The sequence below is a fragment of the Rothia uropygialis genome, from assembly GCF_004137765.1.
In the GTDB taxonomy this organism is placed as follows: Bacteria; Actinomycetota; Actinomycetes; order Actinomycetales; family Micrococcaceae; genus Rothia.
On the sequence record NZ_NOIS01000001.1, the window covers coordinates 529,322 to 550,456 of the forward strand.

A 21,135-nucleotide genomic window follows, 5' to 3' on the forward strand; every position below is an offset into this window, starting at 1 on the left:
AGAACGCAGAAGCCTCAGAAAACATGCGTGAACGGATTCAGCCCGAAGCCGCGGAACATGCGGTCGCGGGCAATCAGAAAGACCTTGGGGGATCGGCCGTCGCGGTCGAGCACTTCATCGCCGATATCGACGAGACCCCCGTGGTGGCCACGGATTCCTCCGTTACGGACGAAGCTCCGCTGAGCCTGTGGAAAGACGCCTGGCGTCAGCTCCGCACCAAACCGACCTTCATCTTCTCGGTAATCCTGATCGTTCTGGCAGTTGTGATCGCTTTCTTCCCGCAACTGTTTTGGACCGAGAACCCTGCCAACGGTCAGTGCCTCCTCGAGAATTCCAACGGCAAAGCCGGGTCGGGTCACATCATGGGCTTCACCGCTCAAGGGTGCGACGTCTACTCGCGCGTCATCGCAGGCACCCGAGCGTCATTGACCGTCGGTCTCTTCGCGACGCTCGGCGTCGTCGTGATCGGTGGAATCGTCGGTGCCATCGCCGGATACTTCGGCGGATGGGTTGATGCGGTCCTCGCCCGTTTGGGCGATATCTTCTTCGCGCTGCCATTGATTCTCGGCGCATTGGTCATCATGCAGCTTCCGGCATTCCGCGAGAACCGCGGCGTGTGGACGCTGGTCCTGATTCTTGTGCTGCTGGGGTGGCCGCAGGTCGCGCGAATCATGCGTGGTGCCGTGGTCGAAGTCCGCAATGCGGATTACGTGACCAGCGCACGCTCGCTGGGAGTCTCGTCCTTCGGAATCCTCATGAAGCACATCATCCCCAATGCCATGGCCCCGGTCATCGTGATCGCGACCATCTCATTGGGCACGTTCATCGTCGCCGAGTCGACGCTGTCCTATCTTGGTATCGGACTGCCGCCGGAAATCATGAGCTGGGGCAACGACATCTCCGATGGAAAGGACGCGTTCCGCTCCAACCCCATGCCCGTGTTCTGGCCTGGTTTGGCCTTGTCCCTCACGGTTCTGAGCTTCATCATGCTGGGCGATGCCCTGCGTGACGCGCTCGATCCCAAGTCCCGGAAGAAGTGACCCATGACTGAAGAAACAGTGAAACCGCTGCTCGAAATCAAGAACCTGGGAATCACGTTCAAAACCAGCACGGGTGAAATAGAGGCCGTCAAGGACTCGAACTTCACCGTGATGCCGGGGGAGACCGTGGCGATCGTGGGAGAGTCGGGATCCGGCAAGTCGACCTCGGGGCTCGCGGCGATCGGTTTGCTTCCGAGCAACGGCCGAGTCTCCAGTGGCAACATCATCTTCGATGGCAAAGACATCACGCACATCAGCGAGGCGGAGAAGGTCAAGCTTCGCGGCAACCAGATCGGCATGGTGCCTCAGGACCCCATGTCGAACCTGAACCCCGTGTGGAAGATCGGGTTCCAGGTCAAGGAGACGCTCAAAGCGAATGGTCTGCCCAGCGCGGACAAGGATGTCAGCCGTGTTTTGGAGCAGGCAGGTCTTCCGGACGCCGAAAAACGTTCTCGCCAGTACCCTCACGAATTCTCCGGCGGTATGCGGCAACGCGCGCTCATCGCGATCGGCTTGTCGTGCCAGCCGCGCCTGTTGATTGCCGATGAGCCGACCTCGGCCCTCGACGTGACCGTGCAACGCACCATTCTGGATCACCTGGAGACCATGACCCAGGATCTCGGAACGGCCGTCCTGCTGATCACACACGATCTCGGCTTGGCCGCCGAGCGGGCCCGCAAAGTCGTCGTGATGTACAAGGGTCGCGTGGTCGAGGCCGGACCGGCATTGGACCTGCTCCGCAACCCTCAGCATCCCTACACCAAGAAGCTCGTCGAATCCGCTCCGTCTTTGGCCTCTCGACGTATCCAGGTGGCCAAGGAAACCGGACAGGAGGCCGAGGATCTTCTGGCCGAACGCCCGAAGACCGAGATTCAGGCAACTCTGCAGCAAGACTTCGTGCGGGTCCAGAATCTCACCAAGGTCTTCAAACTGCGGGGAGCTTGGGGCAGATCGGAGCGGTTCACGGCCGTGGATGACGTCACGTTCTCGATCCCACGGGGTACGACGACTGCGGTTGTCGGCGAATCGGGTTCGGGCAAATCGACGGTGGCTCGCATGCTCTTGGGCCTCGAGACCATCACGAAGGGGAACATCTCCTTCGACGGCCGGGACGTCGCAGGCCTCAAGGGGCGCGAAATGTTCAAGTTCAGGCGTCGAGTGCAGCCGATCTTCCAGGACCCGTACGGTTCCCTGGACCCGATGTACAACATCTTCCGCACGATCGAAGAACCTATGCGTGTTCACAAGGTGGGCACCAAGTCCGAGCGCGAGAAGAAGGTCAACGAGCTCCTGGACCAAGTCCAACTGCCGCATTCGATGATGGCTCGATACCCGAATGAGCTGTCCGGTGGCCAGCGCCAGCGTGTGGCCATCGCTCGTGCGTTGGCGTTGAACCCTGAACTTGTCGTCTGCGACGAGGCGGTCTCCGCCCTGGACGTCCTGGTACAGGCGCAGATCCTGAACCTGCTCGCCGAATTGCAGTCCGAGCTCGGCTTGACGTATCTCTTCATCACCCATGATCTCGCCGTGGTTCGCCAGATCGCGGACAACGTGTGCGTCATGGAAAAAGGGAAGATGGTAGAGACCGGGTCCACGGATTCCGTGTTCGAAAATCCCCAGACCGATTACACGAACAAGCTGCTCGCGGCCATTCCCGGAGCGGGCCTGATGATCCCGCCCGAGGCCGCCTGAGCCAAATTCGCGACCGGTGATGCCCGGGGCTCCCGCCATGATGGTGGCAGCCCCGGGCATCTGCGTTTGACGACCTGACTATGATGGGTACTGGCCCCATGCGGTCGCGCATGAACGCGCCTGAAAATTACGCCGACGCTGTGGCCCACCATGACGTCACACCAGCCACTCTCCAGCAAAGCGAGCCTTATCGTATGACTGAAACTTCCAGCACCGCTACGCGAACCGACATCCGCAATGTCGCGATCGTGGCCCACGTTGACCACGGCAAGACCACCATCGTCGACGCCATGCTCAAACAGACCCACGCATTCTCTGACCATGCGGACGTCGAAGATCGCGTGATGGACTCCGGTGACCTGGAACGTGAAAAGGGCATCACGATCCTCGCGAAGAACACCACCGTCGAGTATTCGGGTCCCGCCGCGAACGGGGAAACCGTCACCATCAACGTGATCGATACTCCCGGCCACGCCGACTTCGGCGGCGAGGTCGAACGCGGCCTCTCCATGGTCGATGGCGTCGTTCTGCTCGTTGACGCTTCCGAAGGTCCGCTCCCGCAGACTCGCTTCGTACTGCGCAAGGCGCTGGCCGCCAAGCTGCCGGTTATCCTCGTCGTGAACAAGGTAGACCGGCCCGACGCGCGAATCGAGGAAGTCGTTTCCGAGACCATGGACCTTCTCCTGGGTCTTGCTTCCGACCTGTCCGAGGAAGTTCCGGACCTCGACCTCGACGCCGTCCTCGACGTACCGGTCGTCTATGCTTCCGGCAAGGTCGGGCGCGCCTCGACCGAGCAGCCCGCCGACGGCGAGATCCCTGACAACGAAGACCTCGAACCTCTGTTCAAAACCATCCTGGATCACGTTCCCGCCCCGACGTACGACCCGGCCGGTGTTCTCCAGGCGCACGTGACCAACCTGGACTCCTCACCCTTCCTCGGGCGTCTGGCTCTGCTCCGCGTCTTCAACGGAACCCTCAAGAAAGGTCAGACCGTCGCTTGGGCCCGCCAGGACGGACAGCTCAAGAACGTTCGCATCTCCGAACTGCTCAAGACCAAAGCCCTCGACCGTGTCTCGGCCGATGAGGCCGGTCCCGGCGACATCGTCGCCGTCGCAGGCATTGAAGACATCACGATCGGCGAGACCCTGACGGACGCCGAGAACCCGAAACCGTTGCCCCTGATCACGGTCGACGATCCGGCGATCTCGATGACGATCGGTATCAACACCTCCCCGATGGCTGGTCGCGTCAAAGGCGCGAAGGTCACGGCTCGTCAGGTCAAAGACCGTCTGGACAAGGAATTGATCGGCAACGTATCGATCCGCGTTCTGCCGACTCAGCGTCCTGATGCCTGGGAAGTCCAGGGACGTGGCGAGCTCGCGCTCGCGATCCTGGTCGAACAGATGCGTCGCGAAGGTTTCGAGCTGACCGCGGGCAAACCGCAGGTCGTCACCAAGGTCGTGGACGGCAAGGTCCACGAACCGATCGAGTACATGACGATCGACGTCCCGGATGAATTCATGGGTGCCGTCACACAGCTCATGGCGAGCCGAAAAGGCCGCATGGAAACGATGACCAATAACGGCACCGGTTGGGTACGGATGGAGTTCCGCGTTCCTGCTCGTGGCCTGATCGGCTTCCGGACGCAGTTCCTGACCGAGACCCGTGGCGCGGGCATTTCGAACTCCTACGCCGACGGCTTCGAGCCGTGGGCCGGCGACATCGAATACCGGACCAACGGTTCGCTGGTGGCCGACCGTGCGGGCGTCGTGACTCCCTACGCGATGATGAACCTGCAGGAGCGCGGCACATTCTTCGTGGAACCGACTTCCGAAGTCTACGAGGGCATGATCGTGGGCGAGAATTCTCGCGCCGACGATATGGAGGTCAACATCACGAAGGAGAAGAAGCTGACCAACATGCGTTCGGCCAGCGCGGACAACTTCGAGAACCTCACGCCTCCGCGCAAGTTGACGTTGGAAGAGTGCCTCGAATTCGCTCGCGAGGACGAGTGCGTGGAGATCACGCCCGAGGCCATTCGTATCCGGAAGGTCATCCTCGACGCCAATGAGCGCGTCCGCGCCTTCCGTGCCCGCAACCGCGCCAATTAATCCGAGGAATCAGACAGCACGTCTTCACCGATGACCAACCCCGAAACACACGGTTCCCATCCTGAACCGTTTTACCCCGAACAGGCCGAGTACACGTCGCCGAACGCGGTGCCGTCCCTGCTACCGGAGGATCTGGATCCTCGGCAAGCGACCATATTGTTTATCCACGCGCATCCGGACGACGAGTCGACCTCGACCGGCGCCACGATGAGCTACTATGCGCGATCCGGGGCCAAGGTCGATCTTCTGACCATGTCCCGGGGCGAAATGGGGGAGGTCATCGGTGAAGAGCATGCCGCGTTGGACGTGCGGAATCGTCCCACCGAGGATCGAGGAGAGAAGCTGGGCGCGCTCCGGGAAATCGAGCTCGAGGCTGCGTGCCGCGAGCTGGGTGTTCGCAGCCACTGGTTCGCTGAACGGTCCAAGAGCCCAGGTTTCTTCCGCGACTCTGGGATGTCGTGGGGCAGGCACGGTCGCGCTGCGGCAGCCCGGAATGCGGCTGCCGACTGTCTGACGCACGCGCCGCTCAAGGAATCCGCCGCGGCCATCGCGAGAGTCATCGAGAAGTCCCGTCCCGACGTCGTGGTCAGCTACGACGTCGACGGCGGCTACGGGCATCCGGACCACCAAAGGACCCATGAGGCGACCCTCAAAGCCCTGTCCATGCTGTCCCGCAAGGCTCAGCCGGCTCTGGTCTGGGGCGTGGAAGGCGAAGCGAATCCGCAGGATGAGAGACAGCAAGCCGTTGTTCAAGGAGACGCCGCGGCCAAAAAGCGTGCCATGACCGCCCACGCGACGCAGGTCGTCGTGGGGGAGGGGATGACTTTTCACTACTCGAACAACATCGAACAGAAGATCAGCGGAGCAGAATCGTACAGACTTCTTGCCGAATCCGTCGATCTGTCGCGTGAAGAGCGGAAGAACGTGGCAGCCGGCCCGATCAACTCCGTTATCGCCGGAGTGGGAGTGGGCTTGGTCGTCGGTTTCATTGGAACCATGTACCACGCTTCGATCAGCTATTTCTCGGGGTGGTACCTCCCCTGGGGGCTTTTCTTGGCTCTCCTGCTGGTGCTGAGCGCAACACTGTGGGTTTCACATTACACTCGCAAGGCTTGGGCCACGGTTCTTCCCGGAACCATTGCATTTCTGGAGATCGGGCTCTTCATCTACGCCCGGTCGGACTCGCTCCTTGTGATTCCGAATCCCAAAGTTCCGATCGGTCAGGTCGGGATCGCTTGGGTACTCGGGACCCTGGTGATGACGATGATCGGCCAATGGATCTCCAACCGGGCGATCCTGAAGACCCGAAGGCCGTAACGTCACGCAAGACTTCACGCGGCTTAACCGCAGCCGCCTTGTGACGTGATAACTCATACAGTGTGAAGCGACCACGTGAGTCTGCGCCACATGCACGACTAGACTGATGGTTCAACAGACTTGCCGCGGAGCAACGAACCGAACCGCGACGACCGGGGATCCGGTACCGATGAGAGGTTTGAATGACATACGTAATTGCCCAGCCCTGCGTCGACGTCAAGGACCGCGCGTGCGTTGAAGAATGCCCTGTCGACTGCATTTATGAAGGCGAGCGGTCCCTTTACATCCACCCGGATGAGTGCGTGGACTGCGGCGCATGCGAGCCGGTGTGCCCCGTCGAAGCGATCTACTACGAGGACGACGTTCCCGAAGAATGGGATGCTTATACGACGGCCAATGCCGATTTCTTTGATGACCTGGGTTCGCCCGGTGGGGCCGCTCGAACCGGCGTCATCGACCACGATCACCCCTTGATTGCCGGGCTGCCGCCCCAGAACCAAGAATAGGACCGGCCCGCATGTCTTCCTTCGGTCTGAGCCTGCCGGATTACCCCTGGAACTCCCTGGCTCCTTATCGCGAACGCGCCGCCGGTCATCCGGACGGCACGGTGGACCTGTCGATTGGTACGCCGGTCGACCCGACTCCCGAGATCGTCCGGCAGGCTTTGGCCGACGGGGCAGATGCTCCGGGATATCCGACCACTCAGGGAACTGCGGAAGTTCGGCAGGCCATTGTTCAATGGTATGCGCGCCGTCGTGGGGTAGAAGGTCTGGACGAGGCATCCGTGATGCCGACCGTAGGTTCCAAGGAGCTGGTGGCCTGGTTGCCATTCCTCCTTGGTTTGGGTAAGGGCGATGTCGTTGTGCGCCCCGTGGTCGCCTATCCCACCTACGATATCGGGGCCACCTTTGCTGGGGCGAATGCTGTCGCTGCAGACAATCTGGAAGATCTGGATGCAGAGACTCGTTCCCGTGTGAAGCTCGTGTGGGTGAATTCACCCGGTAACCCCACGGGCACCGTGAGGGATGCGACATCTTTGTCCCAGGTGGTGCGCGAGGCCCGTGAACTCGGTGCCGTCGTCGCGTCCGACGAATGCTATGCGGAATTGGGATGGGGCGACTGGGATGAAGACCGAGGTGGCCAGCGTGTGCCATCCGTTCTCGACCCCCGAGTCTCGGGTGGCGAGATGACCAACCTGCTTTCCGTCTATTCCCTGTCCAAGCAATCCAATCTCGCGGGGTATCGAGCGGCATTCATTGCGGGGGACACGGAGTTGATCGCGAACCTCATCAACTCGAGAAAACATGCGGGGATGATCGTGCCGCGTCCTATCCAAGACGCCATGACGATTGCCCTGGGCGACGAAAGTCATGTCGCGCACCAGAAGGCTCTTTATCGGTCCCGCCGCGAGGCCCTGAAACCCGCGGTGGAGAAATACGGCTTGTCGATCGAGGAATCACGAGCCGGACTGTATCTCTGGGGAACGATGGGGGAGGACACCTGGACCACGGTGGGTCGTTTCGCCGACCTTGGCATCGTGGTCGGCCCCGGGGTTTTCTACGGCGACGAGGGACAGGGGTACATCCGGATCTCTCTGACCGCATCCGACGAGCGTGTCGAAGCGGCCGTGCGGCGGCTATCGAATGTCTGACTCGAGGAGACCCAGGCGGGCGGCGGACATCGAAGTGTCTTAATTCGCCGCGTCAAGCGCGGTGAAATGTCCGTGCACATCGCGATGATGATTCGTGACGGTATGTCTGCAAAGGGTAGGCTATGCAGAGATAATCTGTGTCCCCGCCCACGCCGCGGCCCTGACCGTTATGGCAGGGCGGCGATTTTGTGCCGGCACCAGGACGACCCCGAGGGTCGGCATGTCACGGCGGAGGACACACGCAAACGGGAGGAAATATGACCGATAACGCGACCTTCACCTTCGATGGTACGAGCGTCGACTGCCCGGCCGTCGAACCGACTGACGGGACCGGCGCATTCGACATCGCCAAACTTCGTTCCGAAACCGGGGGATACGTCACCTACGACCCTGGCTTCATGAACACCGCCAACGTCAAGTCCGCTGTTACCTATATCGATGGCGACGCCGGAATCCTGCGGTACCGCGGTTACCCGATCGAAGATCTTGCCAAGAAGGCGAGCTTCGTCGAGGTCGCTTACCTGTTGATCTACGGTGAGTTGCCAACGCAGACGCAGTTGGATGAATTCGATCGCATGATTCGGACCCACACCATGGTCCACGAAGATCTGAAGATCTTCTTCTCCGGTTTCCCTCGTACGGCGCACCCGATGCCGGTTTTGGCTTCGGCGGTGTCCGCGCTATCGACCTTTTACAGCGACTCATTGGATCCGCATCATCAGCACGAGGTCGAGGTATCCACGATCCGTCTGCTGTCCAAAGTGCCGACCCTGGCGGCGTATGCATTCAAGAAGTCCAAGGGCGAGCCGATGCTCTACCCGCAGAATGACCTCAATTACGCTGAGAACTTCTTGCGGCTGTGCTTCGGCGTTCCCGCAGAAGACTATGAGGTGGATCCGGACATTGCAGAGGCGCTCAACCTCTTGCTGATCCTCCACGCGGACCATGAGCAGAACTGCTCGACCTCGACGGTCCGCCTGGTCGGCTCGTCTGATGCCAACATGTTCGCTTCCGTCTCCGCTGGCATCAATGCTCTGTACGGGCCTAAGCACGGTGGCGCAAACGAGGCCGTCCTGAACATGCTTCGCAGCATTCAGTCCGAAGGCATCAGCCCTGAGGATTTCATGGAAAAGGTCAAGAACAAAGAAGAGGGCGTACGCCTGATGGGCTTCGGCCACCGGGTGTACAAGAATTACGATCCGCGCGCCCGCATCGTGAAGGCCACGGCGGACAAGATCCTGAAGAAGATCGGCGGCGACGACGAGCTCCTCGAAATCGCGATGCGTCTCGAGGACAAGGCACTGGCGGACGACTACTTCGTCGAACGCAAGCTCTACCCGAACGTGGACTTCTACACGGGGCTGATCTACAAGGCGATGGGCTTCCCCGAACAGATGTTTACGGTGCTCTTCGCCATCGGTCGTCTGCCCGGTTGGATCGCCCAGTGGCGTGAGATGATGCTGGATCCGTCCACCAAGATCGGCCGCCCTCGCCAGGTCTACACCGGTGAGACCGAGCGTCGTTACCCCGGGATCGAGTAGCCGGACCAGTTCAGATTCGGGCCGTTGCGTGCATGTCGGGTTCCCCCAGGGCCCGGGATGGCCGCAACGGCCCGATTTTTATTTGGGGCGGTTCGCATGTCCCTTGGCCCTGGCCGCGGAATTCAGGGTGCCTTCAACCCGCTCGGGGTCGTTGATCAGTGGCAACCACAGATGACGTCGGCCGGAATAATGCCCGCACCGGGCCCTGCCTACCTCATGATGTGGGCACATAGGTGTACACCGAGTTACTGACAGCGAATCGGGCTACGGTGTACATCTCGGGCCGCTACGCGGCCCGAAATTCACACACGACCCCGATCCGCTGGCTACCCCTCGTATCCGTTGGGATTGTTCTTCTGCCACCGCCAGTGATCCGCGCACATGGTCGCGATGTCTCGACTCGCGGACCAGCCGAGATCGGCCAGGGCAGAAGAAGGGTCCGCGTAAGAGACGGCAACGTCCCCCGGCCGGCGATCCACGATCTCGTACGGGATTTCCTTGTCCGATGCGTTTTCGAAGGCCTCGCGCACCTCGAGGACCGAGTAACCGTTGCCGGTCCCGAGGTTCCACGTATGGAGCCCGCCTCGTTGTGAAACGTAGTCGAGGGCCTTGAGATGGCCTTCCGCGAGATCGACGACGTGGATGTAATCCCGCACACCGGTTCCGTCCGGTGTGGGGTAGTCGTCGCCGAAAACCTTGAGCTTGTCGCGGCGCCCGACCGCGACCTGGGCGATGAAAGGCAGCAGGTTGTTCGGAACCCCCGTGGGATCTTCGCCTATCTGTCCGGATTCATGGGCACCTACGGGGTTGAAGTATCGCAGAAGAGCAACATTCCAGGACTCGTCCGACTGGGCCAGGTCGATCAACATGTCCTCAATGTGCTCTTTGGTCCGGCCATAGCAGGATTGAGCGTCCATGGGCAGCTTCTCGGTGAGGGGCATCTCCTCGGGAGCGCCGTAGACGGTCGCCGATGACGAGAATACGATCGAACGACACCCCGACTGATCCATCGCCTGCAGGAGGTTGATGGTTCCTGCCACGTTGGTGTTGTAGTACCACAGCGGTTTTTCTGCCGATTCGCCGACTGCCTTCAGCCCTGCGAAATGGATCACCGCCTCCGGCCGGGTCGACGCGAAGAGCTCGTTCATTGCCGGGGCGTCCAACAAATCCACTTCGTGGAATTCGGCACGCTTGCCACCGGCGAGATCGCTGACTCGTTCCAGAGAGGCCTTGGACGAGTTCGCGAGATTGTCCATGACGACAACCTCATGCCCGGCTTCGAGAAGAGCCAGAACGGTATGGCTGCCGATATAGCCGGCACCGCCGGTCACCATGATCTTCATGTCTATTTCCTAACGGTGAGTGAACTAGTTGGCGTGAAGGACCGAATTGAGTTCAACGGATCCGGTTGCGCGGGGGATTGCTTCCACGGCGCCACTCTGGGAATTGCGGCGGTACAGCAAATTCGCGGTCCCGGATAGGTCCGCGGCTTTGACGACCTTCGATTCCTGATCCGTGACCACGGTCACGCGGGTCCCGGTGGTCAGGTACAACCCGGCCTCGACGACGCAGTCGTCGCCCAACGATATCCCCACACCGGCGTTGGCGCCGAGAAGCACGCGTTCGCCGAGGCGGACCCGTTCCTTGCCGCCTCCGGACAACGTACCCATGATCGACGCGCCGCCGCCGATGTCGGTGTGGTCACCGACCACGACGCCCTGGCTGATGCGGCCCTCGACCATTGCGTGGCCTAGTGTGCCGGAGTTGTAATTGACGAATCCCTCGTGCATGACGGTTGTGCCGTCCGCGAGATGAGCGCCCAGGCGCACGCGATCGGCGTCGCCGATACGAACACCGGTGGGCACCACGTAATCGACCATGCGCGGGAATTTGTCGACCGAGTAAACAGTCACGTGCCCTCGTGCACGCAGCGCCAAACGCACCTGCTCGAGTTCGGACGCGAGCACAGGGCCGAAATTGGTCCAGGCCACGTTGGCGAGTTTCCCGAAGACGCCGTCCAGATTGATCGAATTCGGCACGACGAGGCGGTGCGAGAGGGCATGGAGCCGCAGATACACATCTTCCGCGTCCACGGGCTCCTCCTGAAGCCGGACGGAGGTCTCAATAACCTTCAGTTCCACATTGCGGGCGACGTCGGGGCCCTGTGAGGCCTCCAGGGCATCGCGCACGGAGGTCTCCGCGGTCTCTGAAAGGGTGGGGGCTGGATACCAGACGTCCAGTACCTGTCCCTTGTTGGGGCCGGCGGCCACGATGGTGGCCAGGCCCAAGCCTGCTGCGTATTCGGCGCTCGTACTTGAAGTCATGTTTCCCAGTCTACGAAAAGCTGGACGTTGTTCCGTAGTGTGAGCCCGGGTCGTACCGAATCGTAAGACGATACTAAGGTGAACGCATGACTCCCCACAGCCCAACGAACCCTCAAAACGTCCCTGCCCTGAACCTGACCCAAGACGTCGCACAGCTGACGGCAGACTTATTGGACATATATTCGGTCTCCGACGCCGAAGAGCAGATCGCCGACGCGGTCGAACGGGCACTGGGAGAACTCAGCCACTTGACCGTCCAACGCCATGGTGACACTGTGGTCGCCCGCACGGAGCTCGGGCGGGATGAAAGGATTGTTCTCGCCGGCCATTTGGATACGGTTCCCCTTCCCTCGACCCCGGGAGCGAGGGGCACCGTTCCATCGGAATGGGACCAGTCCGAGGGGCGCAGGGTTCTGTACGGGCGTGGCGCGACCGACATGAAGGGTGGCGTGGCGGTTCAGCTCCAACTGGCGGCGACCCTGACTCAGCCGGACCGTGACATCACGTACGTCTTCTACGACCATGAAGAGGTCTCCAGCGATGCCTCGGGGCTGGGGAAACTGCTGGAAGTCGCCCCGGAACTAGTGACCGACGCCGATTTTGCCGTTCTGCTCGAACCGACGGACGGACGGATCGAAGGCGGTTGCAACGGCACAATGCGTTTCTGGATCCACACCTCCGGTATTGCCGCCCATTCCGGGCGAGCCTGGATGGGTGAGAACGCGATTCACAAGCTGGGGCGTGTGCTCCGGATTCTCGAAGAGTACGCGCCGGGCAGCGTGACCGTCGACGGCCTGGATTTTCGAGAAGGTCTCAACGCGGTACAGATCGACGGAGGCGTGGCAGGCAACGTCATTCCCGACTCATGCAACGTTCACATCAATTACCGTTTCGCCCCGGACAAGACGTTGGATGAGGCGACGGCCCGGATGCGAGAGCTCTTCGAAGGATACGAGCTCGACATCGTGGACGCCTCGCCGGCGGCCAGGCCGGGTTTGGACGCGCCCCTTGCTCAAGAACTGGTCCGCTCGGTAGGGGCTGACCCTCGCCCGAAATACGGCTGGACCGACGTCGCGCGATTCTCCGCAATGGGAATTCCGGCGGTGAACTTCGGACCGGGCGACGCCTTATTGGCCCATTCCGACAATGAGCACGTTTTCGCCTCCGAAGTCCACAACTGCCTGAACGCGCTCGAACGGTGGCTGACCTCCTAGAGGCGGTGGGACATCGTCTCAGGCGATTTTCATTCTCATAGTCCAGAATGAGTGTATGAACTTTATCCTGGTGGGACTGACCTTCGTCATCTTGGCGGCCGTCCTCATCTCGTGCGCCGTTCTGGGAGCCGATCGGCTTTCCGGCGCCGAGTATGCATCTCGCGATGGTATCGACTGCCCCGGACCCGAACGGGGGCCTCTGGAAGACGGCCAAGGTGCCTCAAGCGCCGAAAGCCCGGTCACACACAGTAATCACACGTGAGTCCCGCGAAACACCTCGTGACCCACGCGGTGGCCAGCTTCAGGCTGTGGCTCCTGGGGCTGCCCATTTGGACTTGGGTGTTGGGCGTTTACGCCGCTACACGCATATGGGGGTGGGCGGCGTTCACTCTTGTCGGGCGACAACAGCAAGCCAGCCCTTGGGGCGCGGGACCCCTGAGTTATCTGCAGTTCATCGGTATCTGGGACAGCGATTGGTATCGGCATATCGCCGAGATCGGGTATCCGAGTGTCCTTCCGGTGGATATGTCGGGCACCGTCGACCAGAACCCTTGGGCCTTTTATCCGTTGTTCCCCATGACGACGTCGCTTCTGATGAAGGTGACCGGCCTTTCCTGGCCGGCGGCGGGGGGCCTCATCTCGATAGCGTGCGGAGCGGTTGCTTCGATTCTTCTCTACGGACTGTTCACCTCTGCACGGGCCGTCGCGACTCGTACTGAAGATGTAGGTGGGGAGCAATATGTTTCCCCGCGTCGCATCCTTCACGGGTTGGGCCTGAAGCAGCCGGGTCACGGCCCCGACGGTTTTGCGCTCTGGACGACGGCCTTGGTCCTCCTGAACCCGGTCGCGCCGATCCTTCAAGTGCCTTACGCCGAGTCCATGAACTTCATGTTTCTCGCGGGGTTTCTCCTCGCTCTGGTCCGCGGGAATCTGGTCATCTGTTCGATAGTGCTGATTCCGACCTGCTTGTCCCGACCTGTGGGGGTCCCGATCGCCCTTGCGATGGGATGCTGGTGGCTGACGCGATTCGTCATCGCCTATCGAGGACAGGTCGAAGCGACCGGTCGCCGACGATTTGTCGTGGCGTTCGGAGCCTCGGCCCGGTACCTGGCTGTGGGGCTCTTTGCCTGCGTCTGCGCTCTGGCGTGGCCTGCCATTGCATGGATCGCTACCGGCCGATACGACGCGTACACGGCGACGGAAACCGCCTGGCGCGGAGAGCATCTCCTTCCTTTCCAACCCTGGATCGACCAAGCGCTGAATTATCTGGGGGCGCCGGGTCCGCTTGTCCTTCTCATGCTGGTCGTCGGCTTCTTGTCGGTTATGCACAGCCGGGCCGTATTGACGACGTTGCCGCGTAACATCCGGTACTGGTGTTACGCCTATGTCGCGTATTTGCTTGTCTTTCTGTTTCCGCAGTCCTCCACTTTCCGATTGTTGCTTCCGGTGTTTCCTCTTGCGGCGCCTCTGGTGGCTGTCTCGAAGTCGCGCGCTTACCGCACAACACTGCTCGTCGGGGCCGCCCTAGGGCAGCTGATTTGGATTGGGTGGCTATGGCATTGGAAAGAACTGCCTAGTGGCGGTGACTATCCACCGTAGAGGTCACATCGGGGCCGCAACCTGGTTGTTGAGGTGATGGAGCTATCATTGGGCAACCGGGGGACCTCTGTTCCTCGGCGATGAGCGTCAATCCGACAAGGAGCAACAATGGCCGCGATGAAGCCGAGAACCGGTGAAGGACCCATGGAGGTCGCGAAAGAGGGCCGGTCCCTCATCATGCGGATTCCCCTCGAGGGCGGAGGCCGTTTGGTCCTCGAAATCACCAAGGACGAGGCTCAGTCCCTGAAGGAATGCCTGGATCCCATCACGCATTCGTGACGCCAGGGAACACGATGTAAGCCGACGACGCGCACGCCACATAGGCCTCCATCACAAAGGACGGCTCGTACCCGGCCAGGGCTGGTAATGTGCTGGTGTGTTTGGAATCAACGGTGCCGAGTTCCTCGTCTTGGCCGTTATCGTCTTTGTGGTGATAGGTCCTGAGCGCATGCCTGAGTATGCGCGGCAGCTCAAGGACCTCATCAAGTCATTGCGTCGTACCGCAATGGAGGCAAAGGATGAGATGAAGGACACGCTCGGCCCAGAGCTGTCGGACATCAACTGGCGCGCTTATGATCCGAGGCAATACGATCCTCGGCGGATCGTACGCGAGGCCCTTTTGGAAGACGACGAAGAGCTGAAACAGGAGCAGAGCCAGGCATCTACTCCGCCGGCGGCCAACACCACCCGTTTGTCGCCCGGTCAGCTCGCCCCGTACGACACGGAAGCAACCTGACCCCGAGAACGTCATAAGATTCGACAAGGCCGGACGGTTACACCGTCCGGCCTTGTCATGTGTGCTCTTCCGGATCGGTTTCACCTCGATCCGCCAGGGCTAGTGCAGATCCAGCGGAAGGTTCCGGCCCGCGAGGCCTCGCTTGAGCCCCCGAATCCGCTCAGCGACGTCCCTCAGAGCGACTGCCGACGGCGAAGCCGGGTTCGACCAGACCACAGGCACCCCGTCGTCTCCTCCTTCGCGAAGGGCCAGGTCCAAGGGAACAGATCCGAGCAAGGGGACACAAGCGCCGAGGGATTCTGTGAGGCGCCCAGAGAGCATCTCACCGCCCCCCGAACCGAACATGTCCATGCGGGTGCCATCCGGCATGATCATTGCGGACATGTTCTCGACAACGCCCACGACTTTCTGGCCCGTCTGAAGTGACATGGTTCCGGCGCGTTCGGCGACGTCTACGGCGGCAACCTGGGGAGTGGAGACGACCACGAGTCCCGCGTTGGGGACGAGTTGGGACATGGAAATAGCGATATCTCCCGTACCCGGCGGCAGGTCGAGAAGCAGAACATCCAGGTCTCCGAAGTGGACGTCCGTCAAGAACTGTTCGAGGGCCCTGTGCAGCATCGGACCGCGCCATGCGATGGGCCGATTGTCTTCGACGAACATACCGATCGAAATGACTCTGATCGACCCGGGAATCCGGTCCTTGCCCAGCCCAGTCCTTTCCGACTCGGGGACTTCTACCACGGGGGGAAGAATCATGTCCTCGAGTTTGGTCGGCGGCTGAGTGATCCCGAGCAGCCCGGGGATAGAGAACCCGTGCACATCGGCGTCGACGATCCCTACCGAGAGGCCGCTCGAGGCCAACGACGCCGCGAGGTTCGCCGTGACGGTTGACTTGCCGACCCCGCCTTTGCCCGAGGCTATTGCGTAGACCTGGGTCAGGTTTGCCGGATCCGCAAAGGGGTTGGTCTTGGTATGACCCAATTGGTCCCTGAGCCGGTTTCGAGCCTCCGCGTCCATGTAGCCGAGGTCGATCTCGACGTCGTCGACGCCGTCCACCTGAGAGACGGCCTCACGAACGTCGGTCTGGATCGTGTTTTTGAGGGGGCATCCCTCGATCGTCAGTTTGATGCCGATATGAGCGGTGGTCCCGTGCAACTCTGCATCGGTGACCATTCCGAGTTCGGTGATCGGGCGGCGCAGCTCGGGGTCGATGACTCCCGAGAGTGCAGCACGCAGGGCCTCATTCATCGGGTTTCCTCGATTCATTGGGTTTCCTCGGAGACGCCTCACGGGGTGTTCTGCGCTGAGGCGATGCGGCTCTCGAGCCGGAAGCTCCGTCGGTTGCTTTCGCGATATCCAGGATCGAGGTCTTGGGCTCGGCCTCTTTAGCCGGCCACGACAAGTTCGACTTCTTCCGCTGTTGTTCGCCGGCATCCTCGGCCTCGACTTTGCCCTGCTCCCGCGCGTCCTGCACGATTTCCTCCAGGAGGTCCCGGATCTCCGAGCGCACGAAGTCGCGGGTAGCAACCTCTCGCAGAGCGATGCGCAGGGCGGCGATCTCCCGGGTCAAATACTCCGTGTCCGCGAGGTTCTGCTGTGCTCGCTGGCGGTCCTCCTCGGCGACGACGCGGTCGCGGTCGTCCTGTCGGTTCTGGGCCAGCAACAACAGCGGCGCAGCGTAGGAAGCCTGCAACGAGAGCATGAGCGTCAACAGGGTAAAGTTCAGCGCGCGAGGATCGAACTGCCAGCTCTCAGGGAGCAGGGTGTTCCACAAGAGCCACACGGTCACGAAGATCGTCATCCACACGAGGAATTGGGGCGTGCCCATCCAGCGTGCGAAGGATTCCGTCATGACGCCGAATGACTCGGGATTGGGCCGATAACGCTGGTACCACTTGGGCTTGCTGGCCAGCGGCATGTCGAGGCCAGCGCGGTGGGTATCACGGCTTCTACGGCTCTTGGTCGTTTCACTCAAATTTGCGTCCCACCTTTCGGACGGGAGTTCCGTCGTCGTTGGTGCGCCAGTCTTCTGGGAGGAGCGCATCGAGTACGTCGTCGATGGTCACCGCCCCGACGAGTCTGTCGTGCTCGTTGGTGACGGGGATAATGGTCAAGTCGTAAGTGGCCAGCACCCGGGACAAATCTTCCAGGGAAGCGACGTCCGGGATCGGCTCGATACTCCGGTCGATGATGTTTCCGACAGGTTCGGGCGGGGCAAATCGCAGTAGCTGCTGCATATGAACCATACCGATGTAGCGGCCGGTCGGTGCCTCGAGCGGAGGACGGCACACGAAAACGGCCGCGGCGACGGCCGGGCTGATCTCCTCCTGACGAATGTGCGCCAAGGCTTCAGCCACCGTTGCCTCCGGGGGCAAGATAATTGGCACCGGGGTCATGAGCGAACCTGCGGTCCCTTCCTCGTATTCGAGAAGGCGACGCACGTCCTCTGCATCGTCCGGCTTCATCTTCTGCAACAAGGTTTCGCGCTGGGCATCCGTGAACATGTTGAGGAGGTCGGCCGCGTCGTCCGGTTCCATCTCTTCAAGAATGTCCGCGGCGCGTTTGATGTCCAGGTTGGACAGGATCTGGACTTGGTCCTCTTCCGGCAATTCCTGCAGCACGTCGGCCAGGCGCTCGTCCTGAAGTTCCTCGGCGACTTCGAGCATTCGTTTGTCGTTCAGATCGTGGAGAGCATCCGCGAGGTCGGCGGGTTGGGTGTCCTCGTGGGTCGCCAAGAAGTGAGAGGCCCCCTGAGGGTCCATGGCGGTACCGTAAACAACGTCTTCCCAGTCGACCACAAGGGTCTCGTTCTTGCGACGCATGAGCCGACCCGTACTTGCCGTCCGACGAACGAAGAGCTCGGTGATTTTCCAATCGCCGTTCTTGGTCTGCTCCATCGCGCAGTCTTCGATCGTGGCCTCGCCGGTGTTGTCCTTGAAATGGACCTTCCGGTCAAACAGCTCGCCGATGACCAGAGCTTCGGCGCCACGCTGCTCGAATCGGCGAAGATTGACCAGACCGGTCACGATGACTTGGGTCGCATCCATGCTGTTGACTCGGGTCATCGGGACGAAGACAGGCTTCTTCCCGAGGACCTCGACCACAATGCCCACCACGAGCGGTTGCAGGTGTTTGCGTTGGGCGTCTCGGTTGAGCACGACGACGTCCCGCAGCCGGCCCAGTCGGTCGCCCACGGGATCGAAAACATCAAGGCCCAATAGCCTGGCGATGAAGATTCTGCTTGGTACGTTGCTCACTCAATCAGATTACTCACATGTACCCGCTGGAAACATCCTCTCGGTTCACCTGTGGCGATACACACCCTTATGGTTGGCGGTCAAGCCGGTGGTCAGGGAAAATGGCCAGTATGGCTAATTCCGGAAAGTCCAGACTCGCCGCGATGCGGACCGAACAACTCGCGGGGTCCGTCACCGTGGGGAAGTTCTCCAAGTACCAGGACGCACAGGGGGCGGTTGACCTCCTGGCCGATCGCGGATTCCCCGTACAGAATCTCGCAATCGTCGGCTCGGATCTGCGACAGGTCGAGCATGTCGTGGGAACCCTGTCCTATGCGCGTGTCGCGGCTTCCGGTGCCTTGCAGGGCCTGTTCTACGGAGTCGTTCTCGGTTTTCTTCTCATGGTGTTCAGCCACGAGTCTCCTTTATCCGCCTTCCTCACGTCGATACCTCTTGGCGTGGCTTTCTGGATGATCCTGGCGATCGTCGGTTTCTCCCGCCGCGGTGGGCACCGCAGCTTCACGGCGGTCGGGCAACTCGTAGCGGGCAGCTACGACCTAGTGTGCTCGCCACAGGAAGCGGGCGAGGCGCGGCGCCTCCTCGGAGGTTCATCGAACCGTCCCACGCTTCGGCCCACAACTCGTGAACAACCCTATTTCCCGCAAGACGAACACGGCTCATCGCAGCAGCGTGGTAACCGACCCAGCCAGCCCAGCGGCCAGGGCCCGTGGGGCCAGCCGGACCCCCAAGACCGCGGAGATACTCCTCAAGCTCCGCAGGGGCCGCGGGCCGAAGAACCTCAAACAGGAGGACAGGGGGCCGGCGAATCCACCGACCGGTCCCAAGCACGGGACTTCAAGGACTTGCCCGACGGACGGCCCCGTTTCGGTATTCGAGCTGAGAACCAGCCAACCCGTTCCTCCGACGACGCCGAAACGACGGAAGGCCGGGAACAGCCGGTTTCCACAGAAGAGCCGACTGACCCGCCTCGCGGATAGACGCCGACCTCCGAGCTCGGAGAAAGAACTCAACAACGAAGACGCCCCCGGACCTCGTGGCCCGGGGGCGCTCATGTTCTCCGGGGTAGGTTCTACCGGGAGAGCTCCGCGATCCATGCCTCGATGGCTTCCGTGGTCCTCGGGAAGTCGGCGCTCATGTTCTCCGGGCCTTCGGCGGTAATGAGCACGTCGTCCTCCAACCGGATGCCGATGCCGCGATATTCTTTCGGAATCGCGAGGTCGTCTTCCTTGAAGTACAGGCCCGGTTCGATCGTGAAGACCATCCCCGGCTCGATGGTTCCATCGAGATAGAGATCGCGCTTGGCCTGTGCGCAGTCGTGGACGTCCAGGCCGAGGTGGTGGCTCGTCCCGTGGGGCATCCAGCGACGGTGCTGGCCTCCCTCGTCGGAGATAGCTTCTTCGACGGAGCACGGAAGCAGTCCCCACGAGTCGAGGGACTCGGCCAGGGATTTCATGGCCGCCGCGTGCACGTCACGGAACTTGTTGCCTGGTACCGCGGCGCGGAATGCGGCTTCGGAAGCGTCCAGGACGGCGTCGTAGACCTTCTTCTGAATGGGAGAAAATGTACCGTTGACCGGCATCGTGCGGGTGATGTCCGCCGTGTACAAGGTATCGTCCTCGACTCCGGCGTCGACGAGAATGAGTTTTCCGTCCTCGACGGTTCCATTGTTCCGAATCCAGTGCAGCACGGTTGCGTTGTTCCCGCAGGCGGCGATGGTCTCATAACCGACGTCGTTGCCCTCGGCGCGCGCGGCCGCGAAGAATGCGCCCTCGACAATGCGTTCGCCGCGGTGATGGTCGCGCGCCTGGGGGAGCGCCCGAATGATGTTCTCGAAACCGATCTTGGTCGAAGCTATGGATCTCCGAAGGTTGGCCACTTCTTCCTCGTCTTTGATGAGACGCAATTCGGAGAGAGCCTCGGTTAGCTGGCCGTCGAGCGAATCCGACTCCTCGAGGTCCACGCTGGTGTTGTACCGAGAGGTGTCGACCAGCGCATCCACGTTCAGATCGACCTCGCGCAACAACCGCACCCGGACCCCGCCAAGGGCCTGGGGTCCTGCGTTCTTGGTGATGGCGACCTCGACGTCGGAGAGATCGTGGCACTGGATGCCGTACTCCGATTCGATTTCTTCCAAGGTCGGCCGGGGGCCGACCCAGAACTCGCCGTAACGCGGATCGGAATAGAACTGCTCCGAATCGCGTCCTGCAAGAGGACGGAAATAGAGAGTCGCCTCGTGGGCCGAACCGTCGGCCGCCGGCTCGTCCAGGGGCTCCAAGATCAGAACGGCGTCCGGTTCGTGATCGACGCCGAGACCCGTCAAGTGAGCAAAACCGGAATGAGGGCGGAAACGGTAGTCCGTGTCGTTCGAGCGGGTCTTGAGCGGTCCTGCCGGGATCACGAGACGCTCGCCGGGGAATTTGGCCGACAACGCCGCACGCCGCTGCGCGGCAAAGTCGGCAACCGAGGCACGTTGGGGGAGCGCATTGGTGGAAGGGGCCCAGTTCGTGCCCATGAATTCCTTGAAAGCATGAGAGCGTGGGGGCTGAGACCGATTTCCGACGCGTTCTTCGAGCGGCTGCTGTTCCGGGGAATCCTGTGTTTCGGAGGAATTATTCGAAGTCATAACTCCACGATATCGCCCATGTACCGC

The 21,135-nt window shown here is 61.3% G+C and carries 19 protein-coding genes; 13 read left to right on the forward strand and 6 right to left on the reverse strand.

Annotation, left to right across the window (positions count from 1 at the left end):
- The first annotated feature begins 23 nt into the window (after positions 1-23).
- The 7 genes from EWV35_RS02435 to EWV35_RS02465 all read left to right on the forward strand — a co-directional run bounded on the left by EWV35_RS02435 (position 24) and on the right by EWV35_RS02465 (position 9,352).
- Positions 24-1,040 (forward strand): ABC transporter permease, encoded by a 1,017-nt coding sequence (locus tag EWV35_RS02435; RefSeq protein WP_165168306.1) that lies wholly within the window; start codon positions 24-26, stop codon positions 1,038-1,040.
- Between the two features lie 3 nt (positions 1,041-1,043).
- Positions 1,044-2,732: a dipeptide ABC transporter ATP-binding protein gene (locus tag EWV35_RS02440; protein ID WP_129657799.1), complete on the forward strand. Its 1,689-nt coding sequence runs from the start codon at positions 1,044-1,046 to the stop codon at positions 2,730-2,732.
- Between the two features lie 194 nt (positions 2,733-2,926).
- Positions 2,927-4,843: a translational GTPase TypA gene (gene typA, locus EWV35_RS02445; RefSeq protein WP_129657801.1), complete on the forward strand. Its 1,917-nt coding sequence runs from the start codon at positions 2,927-2,929 to the stop codon at positions 4,841-4,843.
- Between the two features lie 30 nt (positions 4,844-4,873).
- Positions 4,874-6,160 carry a PIG-L family deacetylase gene (locus tag EWV35_RS02450; RefSeq protein WP_129657803.1) on the forward strand — a complete coding sequence of 429 codons (1,287 nt, stop codon included), beginning with the start codon at positions 4,874-4,876 and terminating at the stop codon, positions 6,158-6,160.
- Positions 6,161-6,342: 182 nt separating this feature from the next.
- On the forward strand, positions 6,343-6,666 hold the full coding sequence (gene fdxA, locus EWV35_RS02455) for a ferredoxin (protein WP_129359993.1): 324 nt from the start codon (positions 6,343-6,345) through the stop codon (positions 6,664-6,666).
- Positions 6,667-6,677: 11 nt separating this feature from the next.
- Positions 6,678-7,811 (forward strand): succinyldiaminopimelate transaminase, encoded by a 1,134-nt coding sequence (dapC, locus tag EWV35_RS02460; RefSeq protein ID WP_129657805.1) that lies wholly within the window; start codon positions 6,678-6,680, stop codon positions 7,809-7,811.
- Positions 7,812-8,068: 257 nt separating this feature from the next.
- Positions 8,069-9,352, forward strand: a complete 1,284-nt coding sequence (locus EWV35_RS02465) for a citrate synthase (RefSeq protein ID WP_129657807.1) — start codon at positions 8,069-8,071, stop codon at positions 9,350-9,352.
- 326 nt (positions 9,353-9,678) lie between these two features.
- Here the strand turns inward: EWV35_RS02465 and galE are convergent, their stop codons facing one another.
- Entirely contained in the window at positions 9,679-10,695 is a 1,017-nt protein-coding gene (galE, locus tag EWV35_RS02470; protein ID WP_129657809.1) for a UDP-glucose 4-epimerase GalE, read from the reverse strand.
- Positions 10,696-10,719: 24 nt separating this feature from the next.
- A complete protein-coding gene (gene dapD / locus EWV35_RS02475) occupies positions 10,720-11,685 on the reverse strand; it encodes a 2,3,4,5-tetrahydropyridine-2,6-dicarboxylate N-succinyltransferase (protein ID WP_193554071.1) in 966 nt (321 codons plus the stop codon).
- Between the two features lie 77 nt (positions 11,686-11,762).
- Here dapD and dapE point away from each other — a divergent pair, with 77 nt between their 5' ends.
- From dapE to EWV35_RS02500, 5 genes are all read left to right on the forward strand, one after another.
- Positions 11,763-12,890: a succinyl-diaminopimelate desuccinylase gene (gene dapE / locus EWV35_RS02480; protein WP_129657813.1), complete on the forward strand. Its 1,128-nt coding sequence runs from the start codon at positions 11,763-11,765 to the stop codon at positions 12,888-12,890.
- A gap of 55 nt (positions 12,891-12,945) precedes the next feature.
- Positions 12,946-13,152, forward strand: a complete 207-nt coding sequence (locus EWV35_RS02485; protein WP_129657815.1) for a hypothetical protein — start codon at positions 12,946-12,948, stop codon at positions 13,150-13,152.
- Positions 13,149-14,489 (forward strand): hypothetical protein, encoded by a 1,341-nt coding sequence (locus EWV35_RS02490; protein ID WP_129657816.1) that lies wholly within the window; start codon positions 13,149-13,151, stop codon positions 14,487-14,489. The genes EWV35_RS02485 and EWV35_RS02490 overlap by 4 nt, the downstream gene beginning before the upstream one ends.
- Before the next feature lie 108 nt (positions 14,490-14,597).
- Positions 14,598-14,768, forward strand: a complete 171-nt coding sequence (locus tag EWV35_RS02495; RefSeq protein ID WP_129359985.1) for a DUF3117 domain-containing protein — start codon at positions 14,598-14,600, stop codon at positions 14,766-14,768.
- Positions 14,769-14,865: 97 nt separating this feature from the next.
- Positions 14,866-15,225 (forward strand): twin-arginine translocase TatA/TatE family subunit, encoded by a 360-nt coding sequence (locus EWV35_RS02500; RefSeq protein ID WP_129657818.1) that lies wholly within the window; start codon positions 14,866-14,868, stop codon positions 15,223-15,225.
- Positions 15,226-15,324: 99 nt separating this feature from the next.
- Here the strand turns inward: EWV35_RS02500 and EWV35_RS02505 are convergent, their stop codons facing one another.
- Genes EWV35_RS02505 through EWV35_RS02515 form a run of 3 tightly spaced genes read right to left on the reverse strand, consistent with a single transcriptional unit; the run spans position 15,325 to position 18,485 of the window.
- Complete coding sequence (locus EWV35_RS02505) at positions 15,325-16,494, reverse strand: Mrp/NBP35 family ATP-binding protein (protein ID WP_129657820.1); 1,170 nt, start codon at positions 16,492-16,494, stop codon at positions 15,325-15,327.
- Complete coding sequence (locus EWV35_RS02510; RefSeq protein ID WP_129658262.1) at positions 16,469-17,146, reverse strand: DUF1003 domain-containing protein; 678 nt, start codon at positions 17,144-17,146, stop codon at positions 16,469-16,471. Before EWV35_RS02510 ends, EWV35_RS02505 begins: the two co-directional genes overlap by 26 nt.
- Positions 17,147-17,195: 49 nt before the next feature.
- Positions 17,196-18,485: a magnesium transporter MgtE N-terminal domain-containing protein gene (locus EWV35_RS02515; protein WP_129359982.1), complete on the reverse strand. Its 1,290-nt coding sequence runs from the start codon at positions 18,483-18,485 to the stop codon at positions 17,196-17,198.
- A 110-nt stretch (positions 18,486-18,595) separates the two neighbouring features.
- Here EWV35_RS02515 and EWV35_RS02520 point away from each other — a divergent pair, with 110 nt between their 5' ends.
- Complete coding sequence (locus tag EWV35_RS02520) at positions 18,596-19,462, forward strand: general stress protein (RefSeq protein ID WP_129657822.1); 867 nt, start codon at positions 18,596-18,598, stop codon at positions 19,460-19,462.
- A gap of 92 nt (positions 19,463-19,554) precedes the next feature.
- On the opposite strand, the gene EWV35_RS02525 is transcribed toward EWV35_RS02520, so the two are convergent.
- The gene (locus tag EWV35_RS02525) at positions 19,555-21,108 is read right to left on the reverse strand and encodes an aminopeptidase P family protein (RefSeq protein ID WP_129657824.1); all 1,554 of its coding nucleotides are present in this window, start codon (positions 21,106-21,108) and stop codon (positions 19,555-19,557) included.
- Positions 21,109-21,135: the final 27 nt, after the last annotated feature.

Excerpts from the sequence above, each read along its gene's own strand:
- EWV35_RS02435 (WP_165168306.1), top strand. The coding sequence starts at position 24 with ATGCGTGAACGGATTCAGCCCGAAGCCGCGGAACATGCGGTCGCGGGC.
- EWV35_RS02440 (WP_129657799.1), top strand. The coding sequence starts at position 1,044 with ATGACTGAAGAAACAGTGAAACCGCTGCTCGAAATCAAGAACCTGGGA.
- typA (WP_129657801.1), top strand. The coding sequence starts at position 2,927 with ATGACTGAAACTTCCAGCACCGCTACGCGAACCGACATCCGCAATGTC.
- EWV35_RS02450 (WP_129657803.1), top strand. The coding sequence starts at position 4,874 with ATGACCAACCCCGAAACACACGGTTCCCATCCTGAACCGTTTTACCCC.
- fdxA (WP_129359993.1), top strand. The coding sequence starts at position 6,343 with ATGACATACGTAATTGCCCAGCCCTGCGTCGACGTCAAGGACCGCGCG.
- dapC (WP_129657805.1), top strand. The coding sequence starts at position 6,678 with ATGTCTTCCTTCGGTCTGAGCCTGCCGGATTACCCCTGGAACTCCCTG.
- EWV35_RS02465 (WP_129657807.1), top strand. The coding sequence starts at position 8,069 with ATGACCGATAACGCGACCTTCACCTTCGATGGTACGAGCGTCGACTGC.
- galE (WP_129657809.1), bottom strand. The coding sequence starts at position 10,695 with ATGAAGATCATGGTGACCGGCGGTGCCGGCTATATCGGCAGCCATACC.
- dapE (WP_129657813.1), top strand. The coding sequence starts at position 11,763 with ATGACTCCCCACAGCCCAACGAACCCTCAAAACGTCCCTGCCCTGAAC.
- EWV35_RS02485 (WP_129657815.1), top strand. The coding sequence starts at position 12,946 with ATGAACTTTATCCTGGTGGGACTGACCTTCGTCATCTTGGCGGCCGTC.
- EWV35_RS02495 (WP_129359985.1), top strand. The coding sequence starts at position 14,598 with ATGGCCGCGATGAAGCCGAGAACCGGTGAAGGACCCATGGAGGTCGCG.
- EWV35_RS02505 (WP_129657820.1), bottom strand. The coding sequence starts at position 16,494 with ATGAATCGAGGAAACCCGATGAATGAGGCCCTGCGTGCTGCACTCTCG.
- EWV35_RS02510 (WP_129658262.1), bottom strand. The coding sequence starts at position 17,146 with ATGCCGCTGGCCAGCAAGCCCAAGTGGTACCAGCGTTATCGGCCCAAT.
- EWV35_RS02520 (WP_129657822.1), top strand. The coding sequence starts at position 18,596 with ATGGCTAATTCCGGAAAGTCCAGACTCGCCGCGATGCGGACCGAACAA.
- EWV35_RS02525 (WP_129657824.1), bottom strand. The coding sequence starts at position 21,108 with ATGACTTCGAATAATTCCTCCGAAACACAGGATTCCCCGGAACAGCAG.